12 protein-coding genes and 2 pseudogenes are annotated in these 13,415 nt (G+C 70.3%); 7 read left to right on the forward strand and 7 right to left on the reverse strand.

Annotation, left to right across the window (positions count from 1 at the left end; all coding sequences use genetic code 11):
* Positions 1-14: 14 nt before the first annotated feature.
* Entirely contained in the window at positions 15-1,457 is a 1,443-nt protein-coding gene (locus tag DEJ50_RS00175) for a hypothetical protein (protein WP_190344174.1), read from the forward strand.
* 15 nt (positions 1,458-1,472) lie between these two features.
* On the opposite strand, the gene DEJ50_RS00180 is transcribed toward DEJ50_RS00175, so the two are convergent.
* Positions 1,473-2,204: an SDR family oxidoreductase gene (locus DEJ50_RS00180; RefSeq protein ID WP_150205338.1), complete on the reverse strand. Its 732-nt coding sequence runs from the start codon at positions 2,202-2,204 to the stop codon at positions 1,473-1,475.
* Between the two features lie 95 nt (positions 2,205-2,299).
* Between DEJ50_RS00180 and DEJ50_RS00185 the strand changes: the two genes are divergently transcribed.
* Both DEJ50_RS00185 and DEJ50_RS34270 read left to right on the forward strand, forming a co-directional pair.
* Positions 2,300-3,151 carry a LysR family transcriptional regulator gene (locus DEJ50_RS00185; RefSeq protein ID WP_150205340.1) on the forward strand — a complete coding sequence of 284 codons (852 nt, stop codon included), beginning with the start codon at positions 2,300-2,302 and terminating at the stop codon, positions 3,149-3,151.
* A gap of 250 nt (positions 3,152-3,401) precedes the next feature.
* A pseudogene (locus tag DEJ50_RS34270) lies at positions 3,402-3,605 on the forward strand (hypothetical protein); the annotation flags it as partial.
* 10 nt (positions 3,606-3,615) lie between these two features.
* Here the strand turns inward: DEJ50_RS34270 and DEJ50_RS00195 are convergent.
* Complete coding sequence (locus DEJ50_RS00195; protein WP_150205342.1) at positions 3,616-4,494, reverse strand: hypothetical protein; 879 nt, start codon at positions 4,492-4,494, stop codon at positions 3,616-3,618.
* 391 nt (positions 4,495-4,885) lie between these two features.
* Between DEJ50_RS00195 and DEJ50_RS34275 the strand changes: the two genes are divergently transcribed.
* Positions 4,886-5,254: a hypothetical protein gene (locus tag DEJ50_RS34275; protein ID WP_223837487.1), complete on the forward strand. Its 369-nt coding sequence runs from the start codon at positions 4,886-4,888 to the stop codon at positions 5,252-5,254.
* Positions 5,255-5,520: 266 nt separating this feature from the next.
* Here the strand turns inward: DEJ50_RS34275 and DEJ50_RS00210 are convergent, their stop codons facing one another.
* Positions 5,521-6,258 carry a PEP-utilizing enzyme gene (locus tag DEJ50_RS00210; RefSeq protein ID WP_150205344.1) on the reverse strand — a complete coding sequence of 246 codons (738 nt, stop codon included), beginning with the start codon at positions 6,256-6,258 and terminating at the stop codon, positions 5,521-5,523.
* A 4-nt stretch (positions 6,259-6,262) separates the two neighbouring features.
* Positions 6,263-6,469 carry a hypothetical protein gene (locus DEJ50_RS00215; protein WP_150205346.1) on the reverse strand — a complete coding sequence of 69 codons (207 nt, stop codon included), beginning with the start codon at positions 6,467-6,469 and terminating at the stop codon, positions 6,263-6,265.
* Positions 6,470-6,836: 367 nt separating this feature from the next.
* Here DEJ50_RS00215 and DEJ50_RS00220 point away from each other — a divergent pair, with 367 nt between their 5' ends.
* Positions 6,837-7,301 (forward strand): hypothetical protein, encoded by a 465-nt coding sequence (locus DEJ50_RS00220; RefSeq protein WP_150205348.1) that lies wholly within the window; start codon positions 6,837-6,839, stop codon positions 7,299-7,301.
* A 228-nt stretch (positions 7,302-7,529) separates the two neighbouring features.
* Here the strand turns inward: DEJ50_RS00220 and DEJ50_RS35375 are convergent, their stop codons facing one another.
* The gene (locus tag DEJ50_RS35375; protein WP_150211778.1) at positions 7,530-7,760 is read right to left on the reverse strand and encodes a DUF664 domain-containing protein; all 231 of its coding nucleotides are present in this window, start codon (positions 7,758-7,760) and stop codon (positions 7,530-7,532) included.
* Positions 7,761-7,914: 154 nt separating this feature from the next.
* Here DEJ50_RS35375 and DEJ50_RS00230 point away from each other — a divergent pair, with 154 nt between their 5' ends.
* Positions 7,915-9,384 carry a hypothetical protein gene (locus tag DEJ50_RS00230; RefSeq protein ID WP_150205349.1) on the forward strand — a complete coding sequence of 490 codons (1,470 nt, stop codon included), beginning with the start codon at positions 7,915-7,917 and terminating at the stop codon, positions 9,382-9,384.
* Positions 9,385-9,606: 222 nt separating this feature from the next.
* Here DEJ50_RS00230 and pepN read toward each other — a convergent pair whose 3' ends face one another.
* Positions 9,607-12,039 (reverse strand): aminopeptidase N, encoded by a 2,433-nt coding sequence (gene pepN / locus DEJ50_RS00235; protein ID WP_150205351.1) that lies wholly within the window; start codon positions 12,037-12,039, stop codon positions 9,607-9,609.
* 385 nt (positions 12,040-12,424) lie between these two features.
* Between pepN and DEJ50_RS00240 the strand changes: the two genes are divergently transcribed.
* Complete coding sequence (locus DEJ50_RS00240) at positions 12,425-13,060, forward strand: VOC family protein (RefSeq protein WP_150205353.1); 636 nt, start codon at positions 12,425-12,427, stop codon at positions 13,058-13,060.
* A 249-nt stretch (positions 13,061-13,309) separates the two neighbouring features.
* Here the strand turns inward: DEJ50_RS00240 and DEJ50_RS35510 are convergent.
* Positions 13,310-13,414 (reverse strand): annotated as a pseudogene (locus DEJ50_RS35510) (IS5/IS1182 family transposase); the annotation flags it as partial.
* Position 13,415 lies beyond the last annotated feature (1 nt).

Genomic DNA, 13,415 nt, shown 5'->3' on the forward strand with positions numbered 1-13,415 from the left:
TGGTCACCATCACCATGGGGAAGATCAGCGAGAACAAGCCGGCGGCCTCTTGCTCGGGCTGTTTCGCCTGGGGACAGCTGCCCGGCCGGTTCTGCCGCGGCTGCTACACCTACGGCCAGTTGCACGCCGTCGGCGAGTGCGTCGGCTGCCGTCGGCAGGTCCCGGTCGATGACAAGCACGGCTACTGCCGCCTCTGCCGGGCTCAGGCGACGTGGGCGATCAAGGCCAGCGGCAAGGCTTCGGTGATCGAGCCGTACCTGCGGCGGGTGACCTGCCAGCAGCTGTTCTTCGCGAACCTCCAGCGGCCCAAGAACGGCGGTCCCCGGGTCGGCAAGGCCGGGCGTCGCGTGCTGAAGACGCCGCCGGTTCCCGAACCACACCGAGTGATCACCGCGTCGACGCAACTGACGCTGTTCACTGCCACTCGGGACTTCCGCCGGTTCGACCGGGAACTCCACGCCGACCTGGCCAACCCGTGGCTGGTCCGGGCCCGGCAGGCCGCTCGGGCGCTGGGAGAGGCCCGCGGCTGGAGCCGCTGGATCGCCAGCGACGTGAACCGGGCCCTGGTCATCGTGCTGTCCGGCTTCCACGACGGCGAGTCGATCCGGTATTCCGAGCTCTTCCCGGCCCTGCGAGTTCGTGGGCTTCCTGTTGTGCGGACCGCCGAAGTCCTCGACCGCCTCGGGCTGTTCGCCGACGACCGGGCCCCCGCCGTCGACCGGTGGCTGGAACGGAAGCTCGACGGGATGCCCCCGGGCATTCATCGTGCCGTCGAAGCCTGGGTTCGTACTCTCCTTGATGGTGGCCCGCGGTCCGAGCCTCGCTCTCGGCATACGACATGGGCCTACCTGGGGGAAATCCAGCCGGTGCTGCTGGAGTGGTCCAGCCGCTACGACCACCTGCGAGAGGTCACGCGGGAGGACATCATCGCGGTCCGGGACGCCGCCACCGGGAAGCAGCGCGAGAGCCGGATCGTTGCCCTGCGGTCGCTGTTCCGGCACGCGAAGAAGAACGGCCAGATCTTCCGCAACCCCACGATCCGCATCCGTGTCCCCCGGCAGACCGGCGGCGTCCTCCAAGCCCTCGTCCAGGCGGACATCGACGAGGCCGTCGCTGCCGCCAGCACCCCGGACGTCCGGCTCATCGTCGCCCTGGCCGCCGTTCACGCGGCACGGCCGAAGATGATCCGCACCATGCAGCTGGATGACGTCGACCTGGGCAACCGGCGCATCACCGTCGGCGGTCACGTCCGCCCGCTCGACGACCTCACCCACCGAGCGGTCCTGGACTGGCTCGACCACCGCCGCCACCGCTGGCCAAACACGGCCAACCCCCACCTGCTGATCACCCAGAAGACCGCCGTCGAACTCGGCCCTGCCGGCAAACTCTGGACCACCCGTGCCAACCGCAACCTCACCGCCACCCTCGAACGGCTCCGCGTTGAGCCTGGCGGGTGATGGCCGCCGTGCACATCACCAGGGCATTACGCCGGCGTCGTCGAAGAACTGTCCGGTGGGGCCGTCGTCGGGAAGGGTCGCGAGTCTGATGGCGATCGCTGCGCCCTGCTCGGGGGTGCGCACGCCGCGGAAGCCGTTGAGGTCGGTGGCGACGTAGCCGGGGCAGCCGGTGTTGATCAGGATGTTCGTGCCGCTCAGCTCCCGGGCGTATTGGAGGGTGACGGCGTTCAGGAACGTCTTCGACGGCGCGTACGCCGCGGACACCGGACCGGTCGTCTGTTCGGCGTCGGGTCCTGACTGCCGGGTGAGGGAGCCGACGCTGCTGGACATGTTCACGATCCGTGGTGCGGCGGAGCGGCGCAGCAGCGGCAGCATCGCGTTGGTGACGCGGATGACGCCGATCACGTTGGTGTCCACGACCGTGTGGATGGTGGCGGGGTCGATCCGGGTGGGCTCCTGTGGCATGTCGCCTGCGATGGCGGCGTTGTTGACGAGCACGTCGAGGCGTCCGGCCTGTTCGTCGATCAGCCGTGCGGCGGCGGTCGCGCTCGCGTCGTCGGTCACGTCCAGCGGTACGGCGAACGCGTCGATGCCGGCGGCGCGCAGTTTCTCCACCGCGGCGCTTCGGCGCTGGTCGTCGCGGGCGCCGACGCCGACGCGCCAGCCGAGGGTGCCCAGGCCCGCGGCGATCTCGTAGCCGATTCCCTTGTTCGCGCCGGTGACCAGCGCGATCGTCCGTTGAGTCATAGGGACGATGCTGCCCTCGGGCCCCGGCGGGGGTCCAAGACCGATCGGGTGCGCAACGATACCGTCAGGGTATTGATCCGGGATAGCGTGGCCGGATGGAGACCCGGGAACTGCGGTATTTCGTCGCTGTCGCTGAAGAACTGCACTTCGGGCGTGCCGCTCAGCGGCTCGGGATCGCGCAGCCGCCGTTGTCACGGGCGATCCGGCAGCTCGAACGCCGGCTCGGGGCAGTGCTGTTGGATCGGACCAGTCGCACTGTCACGCTGACCGAGGCCGGCTCGGTGCTGTTGGTCGAGGGCCGGGCGGCTCTCGACGCGGTCGAGGCCGCCGAGCGTCGGACCCGCCGCGCCGCCCATTCCGTGACCGGCCGCCTCGGCCTGGTCCTGGTCACGAAGGCCAGCGCTTCCAGGGAACTGCTGGCGAGACTGCTCGAGGCGTACGCCGCCGAACCCGGCGCGGTCCCCGTCGACGTCATCCTGTGCGGTCCGGCCGAGCAGGAACGACTCCTACGCGAGGGCCGGGCCGATGTGGCGCTGCTGCACCGGCCGTTCGACTCGACGGCCGGATTCCACACCGAAGAGCTCAGCGCTGAGGGTCAGGTTGTGGTCCTGCCGGCCGGGCATCCGCTCACCGCCCGGACCCATGTGCACATGGCCGACATCACCGGGCTGCCGGGCCTGCCCCTCCCCCGCTGGCCCCACCCCGACGGCACCTACCCGCCCGGCCCCGGCCCGCAGGTCCGCGACCATGCGCAGTTGTTGCAGCTCGTCGCACTCGGCCGGGCCTGTGCGGTCTCACCGGAGTCGTGCCGGGCCCAACTGCACAGTGACCTCGCCGCCGTGCCCGTGCTGGACGCGCCGACAGTCACCACCGTGATCGCCTGGCCACCGCACAGCCGGTCCAGAGCCGTCGCCGACCTCATCCGGACTGCGACACGTCTCCAGTAGCTCCCGCCCGCCCGGCCAGGCTCCACCCATCGTGGCCCGGCTCAGGCGGCAGATCGCGGTGGGTGCACGCGGCTGATGTCAGTCCACGCGACCAGGTGACAGCGGTGATACCCGTCCGGATCCGTTCTTCTGACGGTGTTCAGTGTCCAACCGCCGGGGTGGTGCTGTGCAGACCGCCACCGAAGAGGCCCTCGTCAGAGACGCACGTGACGTGCACAGGCGATCAGAAATGGTCAAATCGGGCCGCCTCGAATGGCCCCACGACCGCGTCATCCTGTCCGCCGACTGCGGAGTACACAAAGGACCGGCGGGAGGCGCCTGATGGCACGTCTTCCACTCCGAGTACTCAGAACTGAACGCAGCCGGCTTCTCCCCGTCCGGACTCACCCTGGCAGCCGCCACCAGCAGCGACCTCACCCTCTGGACCCGCCCAGAGCTCCCCATCGAGGACTGAGCGGAAGCCGTCACCCCTCGGCGCCGGTGAGCTTCTCGAGCTTCCGTGCCGCGGTCTCCGCCCGTGTCCGGGCCTTCGCAGCCGCCCGCCCGGCCTCCCGGTATCGGGCGTTGGCATCAGTGCTCGCCGCACGTGCCGTCTCCAGCCGCTGCGCCGCGGCCGTCACGTCCTTCTCGGCCGCTGCCACGGCCGTGGCCGCGCGGTCCGCCAGCTCCTTCGCGGTGGCCTGCCCGGCCTCCAGGCGCCCGGCTTCGGCCAGGGCCTCAGCCGCCTCCGTCCGGGCCGCCTCCAGACGCTTCCGGCGTGCCTGACCTGCCCGCGCACCCGGCGCCGGGGCCTGGTGGCGTTCCGTTTCAGGCTCGGCGGGCCGAGGCTGCGTGCGCCGGGGCGGAGCAGCGCCGGGCAGCGGTTCGAGGCCGGTGAACCCCCTCACCGCGTCCGGGGCTTTCGCCAGGCGGCCGGCCTTCCACTGCGCGGCAACGTCGGCGTCGGCGAGCACGGCTTGCAGGATCTGCTCCACCTCGTGCAGCACTGGCTCGCTCACCGTCTGCCCGGCCTCGGCGGCCAGAGCACGCGCCGTCCGCGCGAGCCGGCCGATCACCACGTGCTGATCATGCGACAGCCGTCGCAGCTGCGCGGCGTCCAACGTCCGGTGCGCCGTGCGCAGCGCCTCGCCCAGCACCAGGAGCCCCTCGGCCTCCTTGGGCCGGCGGCGCGCCAGCAGCCCGGCCGTCCACACCGCGAGCGTCGGCTTCCGCAACGCAGCAATCTGCGCAGCAAGCTCCCTGTCCCCCGCCTTCCGGGCCCTCGCCACGTACTCGTCACGGGCCGCGGTGAACTCCGACGGCAGCAAACCGAACAACTCAGCCGCCACCGACTCAACATCCATACCCGAAAGTCTCCCGCCCTGCAACGGCGACTGCGGGCACCACGCACACCACCGCGCGTCGCCCGGCAGCACGGCCGTCACCCAACCGAGGGCCCGCCTGGGCCCTCGTGGGCGTGGCCGGGCGTGCGTGCGTTCGCGCGGCCCGGTGACCGGCATGCGCCGCCGGTCTTCGTCCCTGTTCCTCACCGCCCTACGCGCAGCCTCGGGATCCGTCACCGTCCAACCCGCCCGTACCCGGCCCGCCCCCGCCACCCCGGCCGGCACCGCTCCCGAGGCGGACCGCGCCCCCGGCCCCCACGCACCCGCCGCGTGAGAGCATCCGGCGAGGGCCGCCGGGCCCGGCCGGTGCCCCGCAGGACGGCCGCCCCGGCCCGGCACCGGGGCGGCGGACATGGCAGAGCTGTGCCGCGCGGCCCCGCAGGACGACCGTTCCGGCGCGGGCCCGGCCGCGCAGGGCGAGCCCGCCGAGGCAGGCTGTGCGCCCCGCCACCAAGCGCAAGCCCAAGAGCAACGCGAAGGCACGCCCCAGCAGCCGCACGCCATGCACAGCGACGACCTCGACGAGCAACTTCGACGCTGCCTCAACGACGACCGCCTCCCTCTGGAAGCTCGCATCATCGGCGCCTTGACCAGCCTCTATGCGCTCCCCAAGACACGCATCGTCGAACTCACGACCGTTTCCAGCGGGACGGCGACGACGCCTACGTCACGCTCAAGGAACACCCCGTCCTTCTACCCCCGCGGCTCGCCGTCCTCATAGAACGACAGATCGCCCGTCCCAGCCACTCCTCGGTCCTCCAGCAGCCGGACAACGGGGCACCCCGCTTCCTCTTCCCGGGCAGGCCACCGAGCCGCCCCCGAAGCTCCGATGCCCTGCACCACTACATGAGGCAGCACGGCCTCCTCGGGATCAGTGCCCGCAACACTGCCATGATGGAGGCGATCACCGAGTGAGGGCCTCGTGTACGGCGGGGAGCGTGACGGTCAGGTCCGGGTTGGTGCGCGAGACCGCCAGGAGGTACTGGGTCACATTTCGCCCCGAATGCCCTGGGCGAGGACTGCGGCCCGGGTGAACTCCTCGACGGTGGTGACCATCGGGAACATGATGCGCAGCCGCGCCCCGGCTGCGGCTGCTCGGTAGAGGGCGCGCAGCTGCGCGATCAGCAGCTCGTCGGGGCGGCGCAGGTAGTGGGCGTCCTCGTCGGTGATCTCGTGCTCGCGGCCCAGGAAGAGGAGTTCGGTGGCCAGCAGGCCGATCCCGCTGGCGGCGCTGCCCGCGAGCTCGGCGGCCTGGGCGGGCTTCACGAGCGTCGTCGACAGGGTGACCCCGCCCGGCGTCGGGCCACCGGCCAGCGCCGCCTGGTGCCGGAGCCGGTTCTGCTCGGCCTGCTCGTGTCCGCGTCGGATCGCGGCGTGAAGGTCCGCGCGAGCCAGACCCGCGTACAGGAGACCGCCGTCGCCGTCGAGCGCGCACACCGTGCCCGGCGGCAGAGCCAGGATCCCGGCCGAGGCCGCGACGACGGCCGGGATGCCCAGGCCATGAGCCACCTGCACCGTGTGAGAGGTGGGGCCGCCGCTCGCGGTGCAGAATCCGGCGACCAGGGCGAGGTCGAGGGCCGCGGTATCGGCGGGGGTCAGGTCCTCGGCCACCAGGATGTACCGGCCCTGCGGGACGGGGGCGTCCAGCCCCCGTATGGGGGCGACGACCCAACCGCGGGTTCCGGACACGCCGCGGTGTACTGCGGCGCTCTCGAACAGCTCCATCTCCTCAGGCCTCCTGGACGGTGTGGTGGCGGAAGTCCCCGAGCTGCTGGTGGTCCCAGCCGACGGCCCGCCAGCGGGTGGGGTCCAGGCAGCGGCGGGCGTCGATGACCGTCCGGGTGGTGCTGTCGGCGAGGGAGGCGGGGTCCAGGGCGGTGTAGCGCGGCCAGTCGGTGGCCACGATCAGCACCCCGTCGCCTGCCAGGGCCAGCACCCGAGCCCGAACCGAACAACCTGCAGCGGGCTGACGTCTGAAACCGCTGGGCTGCTGGTCAGGGCACCTGTCAGGCTCCGCCTCGTGGAATTCTCGATGTCCTGACCAGCATGGCAAAGACAGGCGTGAGCGATGACCGGCCATCTGGAGTTCTTCCGCTCCCCGGGTCTCGGTACCTCTCCACGCCAGGAACCCCGCCGCCACATCAAGCGGCGACTGAACGCCATGCAGGCGCCGAGCCGTCAGGAGACGCACGCTTTCACGTCATCTCCATCGGAGGTCGTCGCGCATCGCGCCCCGTGCGGCTATAAGAATTGCTGACGTGTTCGGCAGGGGAGGTGCCATGCGGAGTGTCCGGGTAACGGTGATGAGCATCGTGGCGGCAGGCGCGCTGGCGGTCGCCTCGGCGTCTCCGGCGGCAGCCGTCGGATACCGAGTGGCGGGCTACAGCGCCAACAACGCCAGTTATGCCTTCGGAGACTACGACTACGAGAAGGCCGCCACGTGCCAGGGCGCCGCGCCGAACGCCGCGTACTTCGCGACGCTGGCAGGGCGCGTGGACGACAAGCGCTGGGGAGACGCGTACGGGGCGGCCGTGAAGGCGACATGGCTGCAGTGCTTCGATGGTGGAAACCAGGGACTGCGCTGGGAGTACCGCGAGGAGGTGATCGCCTACGACGCTCCGTTCGTCCCGACGGATCCGAATCCCGACCCGCCCGGACAGCAATTCCACAGCGATTGGGTGGATGTCAAGGACCTGCGGTTCTACACGTGCAACTGGAACCCCGCCAGTGGTGCGGTCGGAACGTGTGCGCGGATGAGCAAGCAGTAGCCGAAGCCAGGCTCCCCACCCCCGCGGCACGGTCCCGTGCCGCGCGCGACACAAGAGCTGCCGTGCGTGGCACGGCCGAGTTCCCGCTGTGCGCTCCGGTACTTGCATTGCTGACACGACGGGTGTCCGCGAGGTCTTCGTACACGGGGCAGTCCCGGTGAGTACCGGCGATGGGACCGACGCGTGGCGACAGGACGTGCCGACCGGGCGCGCGGTGATTCTGCTCCCTCACCACCGGGCTCGGACCCGTCGCCCGGCCACCTGCCCCGACAAGGACCAGACGGCTCGTGCTCCGCGAGGCCGAGGCCCGGGACCATGTGGCGCTTGTTGATGTCCAGTCGCAGTCCTCCGACCACACCAGGGGATGTCCTGCCCGGCGATGACCCGGCGGAACCAGGCCCGTTCCACTTCGGCCCTGTGTCGGACCCGGCCCAGCAGCGTGAGCGTGGAGGGCGGCATGGAGCGGATGCGGAGCTGGCGCGTGTCTCCCAGAAGTGGCCGGGAGCCCGTCAGCAGCGGCTGCACTCAGTCACGTCACATCGGACCCGGCTCGCCGTTACACCTGCGCGCCCCCCGCGGGAACTTCCGCCCCGGGCCCCGCGTCCTACCGGGCATGATCGAATCCACGGACGGCGAGACCACCCCCGACCTGCAGGCGCTGATCGGCGCCTGGCAGGACGTACAGGACGACGTCCGGGGGCACGGGAAACCGGAGTACGACGAGACCGTCCTCGACTGCGCACGGCGACTGATCGCCGACCCCGGAGGGGACCGCGCCCCGCTGTGGGTGCTCGGCCTCGCGATGACGCTCCCGTACGCCGACGGCAGGCCGGAGCGGGTGTCCGGCGCCGTGCACGACGCGCTCGACCGGGCGGACCGCGCGCTCAAGAACCGCCCATGCACACACGCCGAGCACCCGTACGAGGACGGCCTCGACGACCCGCCGCACTATCTGGAGGACGTCGCCCGACCCCTGGCGCACGGTGACACGGACTTCTCCACGATCGGCTGGACCGGCGAGCAGTGGGCCTGTCCGCGCAACATCGCAGGACTCGCACGCGTGGGCATGGACCGGCTGGAGCCCGGCTCCGCCGCCGACGTGCCGGCGCGCCTCTCCGAGGACGCCCAGGACACGCTCGACAGGCTCAACTCCGTCCTCGAGGGATACGGATTCGACGCCTACAACGAGATCGCCGACGCCGGTTCGGAACTCCGCTTCGTGACAGGTGACGGGGACCGGGCGGGCGGAGTGCTGGTCGCGACGGCGGCGTCCTGGTACGCGCTGTCCGGCGTCGTGCGCGAGCGATGGGTCCTCGACGACCTGATCGAGACCTTGGAGGAGGTCCCCCTCAATGCCCTCGACCACCCCTGCGCGCACGGCGACGACGGGCACCCCGGGCTGCCCGGCTTCCTCGACGACGAAGCGGACCGCCCCGCCATCGCTGGCGACACCCTCACCCTCGGCGTGCACCTGGGCGACGACGGCGGCCGCGCCCTCCTGGAACAGGCCGGGATCGACCTCTCACTCTGGCTGTGCCCCCGGTTCACCGCCACCACCGCCCGCAACACCCTCAGCGAACTACGCGAGGGCCGCGAGGAGTTGTTCGGGCGCCGGGAGACCGGGCACCTCGACACGGAGTTCCTGCGCGCCGGCGGGACCCTCGCCATCGAGCCTTTCACCGCGCTGTTCGACGGGGGCGACAAGTCGGCCCGCGAACTCCAGGGCATCTGGGCCGCCCGGCGGCACGCGCACGCCGCGGACGACCGCGAGCGGACCGTACTCGTCCTGACCGCCGCCACGGCCCTGCGCATCACGCATCCCGGCCCGGCCATCGCCCTGGCCCGCGACATCCGGACGCTGCTGCGCACCGTCGCCGCGACGCCCCACCCCCACACCTGCGCCCACGACGATCACCCCGCCCTCGAACGGCTCGACGGCGCGGTCCTACGACACCTCCACGCCCCGGAGACCGTCCCCGCGCCGCGCCCCGACACGGAGGCGTTCGGCTGCCCGGCCCACCTGGCCGCACTCGCCGCAGTGGGCGTACGCGACGTGGACGGATGGTGCGGCGTGGAGGACTAGAGCGTGGGACAGCTCGGGGGTCAAGGCCACCTCGTAAGGCCTGACCCGCATGGAACGCTAAGACGACCTGCCCAAACGAGACCGGGGCACCTGCCATGCGCGAGCGGAGCTGCCCGAGTGGCAGCACGGACGCCGAATGAGCCGTCGCCGAACCACTGCTGACCATCCGGCATCCGAGTTTCCGCAGGTGGGCGCCCGGAGAAGCACCAGCGCCGCAAGCCTTCAGCCGCGGGAGCGCAGTATGCGGCGCATCCGGTCGGCCCGGTCCAGGAGGTTCGTGCGGACGACCGGGATAGCCTGTGCCGCCAGGTCTTCCGCTCGTTCCACGAAAGTCAGGTCGATACCGAACAGCGGGAAAAGGGTTTTGGTGTAGATCGTCGCCGGCTGGGTTCCGCTGCGGTGGATGGTTGCGACGAGATCGAGGTAGGCCTCCGTGTGGGGCCTGAGCAAGTCGTCCTGGCCGGCGTTCCAGAACAGCGTCGCAACTGAGTGGACCGAAGCGAGAGGCACCGCGCGGTCCGTCGCCAGGGTCTGCCAGACTGCTTTCTTCTCGGCCGCGTCCGGGGTGGCCGCGCGGACCTGGAGCCTGCTGATCCATGCGTCGGGATCCGGGTCGCGGTCGAGCAGAGCCTGTGCCTCGGCTGCGGTCGGGCTTCCGAGCTGAGCCTTGCGAACCAGTGCTCGCCACTGGAGATCGATGTCGCTCCCGGCCTCGGTCTGGAGCCACGCAATCTCCTCCGGTTCTGCCGCGGTGCGGGCGAAGCCGCGCAACGCCGCTTTGCGGTAGGCGCCGACGCCGGAGAGGCTGCGGCACACCGCAGCCACGGCTCGCAGCAGCCCGTCCCGCTGCGACTTCGGGCTCCACAGATCTGCGGCCTCGACAGCCAGGTTGAGATACGGCTCGATCACTGACGCGGACGTCTCGACAGGCAGCACTCCGGTCAGGCACTGCACGGCCTCGGCGGCTGTCGCTTCGCCGTTGATCAGCATGTCCCAGGCCGTGGTGACGGCGACACCCCGCGCGGTCGCAGTGGGCAGGCGGGCGGCGTTACGGAAGAACGCGTCTCTGGTCGTGGCGTCAGGTCTCGTCGAGGCGAAGGTCAGGTCTTCATCGTTGACCAGATACAGGTCGGCTCCTGCCGGTAGGTCGAGCCGGGTTCGTTCGCCCGCTACCTCGACTTCGACGAGTGCAATGCGCTCAAGGCGGTCCCCGGAACGCTCGTAGGCGCCGACGGCAAGCACATGCGGGCGTGGCCGACCACCCGGGCCCTGAGCAACCAGGGCGAACCCGTCTGCGTCGTGGTCGAGAGTCAGCCGGTCGGTGCCCGCTGTTTCCAGCCATCCCATGCGCCACTGGTCCAGGTCACGTCCGCTGGCGTCGGCGACCGCGTCGATCAGGTCATGCAGCGTGGTGTTGCCCCAGGCATGCGTGGCGAAGTAGCTGGTGAGACCGGCGGAGAAGTTTGCTTCGCCGACGTACGTCATCAGCTGGTGCAGTACGGATGCACCCTTGGGGTAGGTGATGGCGTCGAATGTCGCTTTCGCCTCGGAGACGTCGCGAACCTGCTGGCGGATCGGGTGCGACGTCGGTCCCTGGTCCATGAAATAGGCTCTGATTTTCTCGCCGGCCAGATGTGCCGTCCAGGCGTCGGTGTACGACGTCACGCTCACCGCGGCCCAATTGCTTGCGAACTCCGCGAACGCCTCGTTCAGCCACAGGTCGTCCCACCAGCGCATTGTGACGATGTTGCCGAACCACATGTGCGCGAGTTCGTGCAGCAGGTACCGCGAGAAGATGTCCCACTCCGCCCTGGTCGGCGCGCTCCTGCGCAGGAACCAGTCCATCCAGGTGACGCAGCCGAAGTTCTCCAACGCGCCGGGGAACTCGGGCGCGAAGACCTGGTCGTACTTGTGCTGCGGAAACGGCATGCCGAACTTGCCGGCGAAGAACTCGAGCCCCTGAGTGGTCAGGGTGAACAGCTCGTCGGCGTCCCGGTCCAGGATCGAAGCCAGCGACTGTCGGGCGAAGAGCCCAAGATCATGACCAGCTCCGCGACGACGCAATTCGTAGTACGGGCCCGCATGGATCACAGTGTTGTACGCCGCCAGCGGCGGCGTCGGCGGGAAGGTCCAGCGTCGCACGGAGCCGAGGTCTTCGATCTGCGGGTCACCGCTGTTGCTCAGCACCCGCCAGCCGGCAGGAGCGGTCACGGTGAACGCCCACGGCGCCTTGAGGTCCGGCTGATCGAAGCAGGCCAACGCGTACCGGGCGTAGTCGGGGCTGAAGTCGGTGTAGACATACGTCTCGCCGTCGGCGGGATCGACCGCCTTGTGCACGCCCCGGCCATCGGCCGAGCACTCCGTCACCGAGACCACCGTGAGGACGTTGCGTTCGGCAAGATCGGTCAGCGCGATCCGGCCCTCAACAGCCGACCGCAGCGCGACCCCGTTGAGCGTGGCGCTCTCAACCGCCGCCGCACAATCGACAAAGGTCTCGGCCCCGGGCCGGTGACACGTAAAGGTGATCGTCGATTCGCACCGGACCCGCGAACCGGTCATCAACTCCGAAAGATCGACGGCCACGTCATACCGCTCGACCGTCAGCAGCCTCGCGCGCCCCTCAGCCTCAGTTTGAGTCAGACTCTTGCCGCTCATCGCTTTCCCTCTCAGAGATCCGTTCATTCGCTGCGAACCACCCGCTCAGCAGCAAGAAGCTCGCGTGTCCATGACGTCGCCTATCGGCTGATTGGCGGCCTACTCCCAGATTTGGAGGACAGAGCACTCGAAGACGGTAAATGATCACCTTCCTGCTGCACTGAGTAGTTCCTGCTCATCTCCACAGTGGAACGGGGCCGGGGCCGGTGAGTGGTGGGTGGCGCAGGTGGCCGCCGGCCCCCGGGCGTCCGGTTCACTTCGGCCGGGACTCCCCCGCCGGGGTGGCGAAGATCGATCCGCTCCACGGCTGAATCCACGGCGGATGCGGCCGGGGCGGCGAGCGTGGTGTCGGGATTTGTGCGGGTTGTCGGGTGATGATGGCGCAGTGCGACTTGATCACGTGTCCTATGCGGTGGCCCGCGACAGCTTCGTCTCGACCGTCCAGTGGATCGGATCGGCGCTCGGCGCCGGTTTCGTCGACGGGGGCGTGCACCCGCGATTCGGCACCCGTAATTTTATTCTCCCGCTGAGCGGCGGCACCTATGTCGAGGTCGTCACCACACTCGACCACCCCGCCGCCGACCGCGCACCCTTCGGCCAGGCGGTCGCGCGCCGCGCCGCCGAGGGCGGCGGCTGGCTCGGTTGGGTGGTCTCCGTCGAGGACATGGCCCCGGTCGAGGCCCGCCTCGGCCGGACCTCGGCCGAGGGCCACCGTGTCCGCCCCGACGGGTTCGACCTGAGGTGGAAGCAGATCGGCCTGCTGGAACTGCTGGAGGACCCGCAACTGCCCTACTTCCTCCAGTGGTTGGTCCCCGCCGAGGAGCGCCCGAGTGCCGACCCGCGCACCTCCACCACCATCCACGGGCTCTCCATCGCCGGCGACGCCGCCTCCATCGCCGAATTCCTCGGCGAACCGGCCGACCATCCCCTCGACCAGATCGACGTCACCTGGGTCGAGGATGAGGAACCGGGCCTGGTCTCGGTCGAGTTCGCCACCGCCCACGGCCCGGTCACGATCTGACCAGGGCCCGACTGGCCCGCGGGAGCAGCCGACTGGGGTCTCCTGGCTGGTACTCCAGCAGGATCTCGCTGTCTGACCTGGCCGTTCGTCGGGTGGCGGGAGCGTAGTGGGACTGCGCTGCGGTGACTCCTCCCCCTCACAATTGAGGGGGCTTCTTGCTATGCCGGTGCGGCTTCGCGACGGACCGGCCCGGCCCGGCCCGTAGAACGTTGATCGCGCCCACCGTGTCCGCGTGTGCCCGACCAGGATGCCGTCCATTTCGAGACCCCGAACAAACGGGGCGAACTGCCGCGGGCTCAGCCTGGTGAACGGCGCTGTCCAGGACGGCTCCGACGCCGTGATCACACCAGCCACG

This window comes from Streptomyces venezuelae, assembly GCF_008642295.1.
Lineage (GTDB): Bacteria > Actinomycetota > Actinomycetes > Streptomycetales > Streptomycetaceae > Streptomyces > Streptomyces venezuelae_C.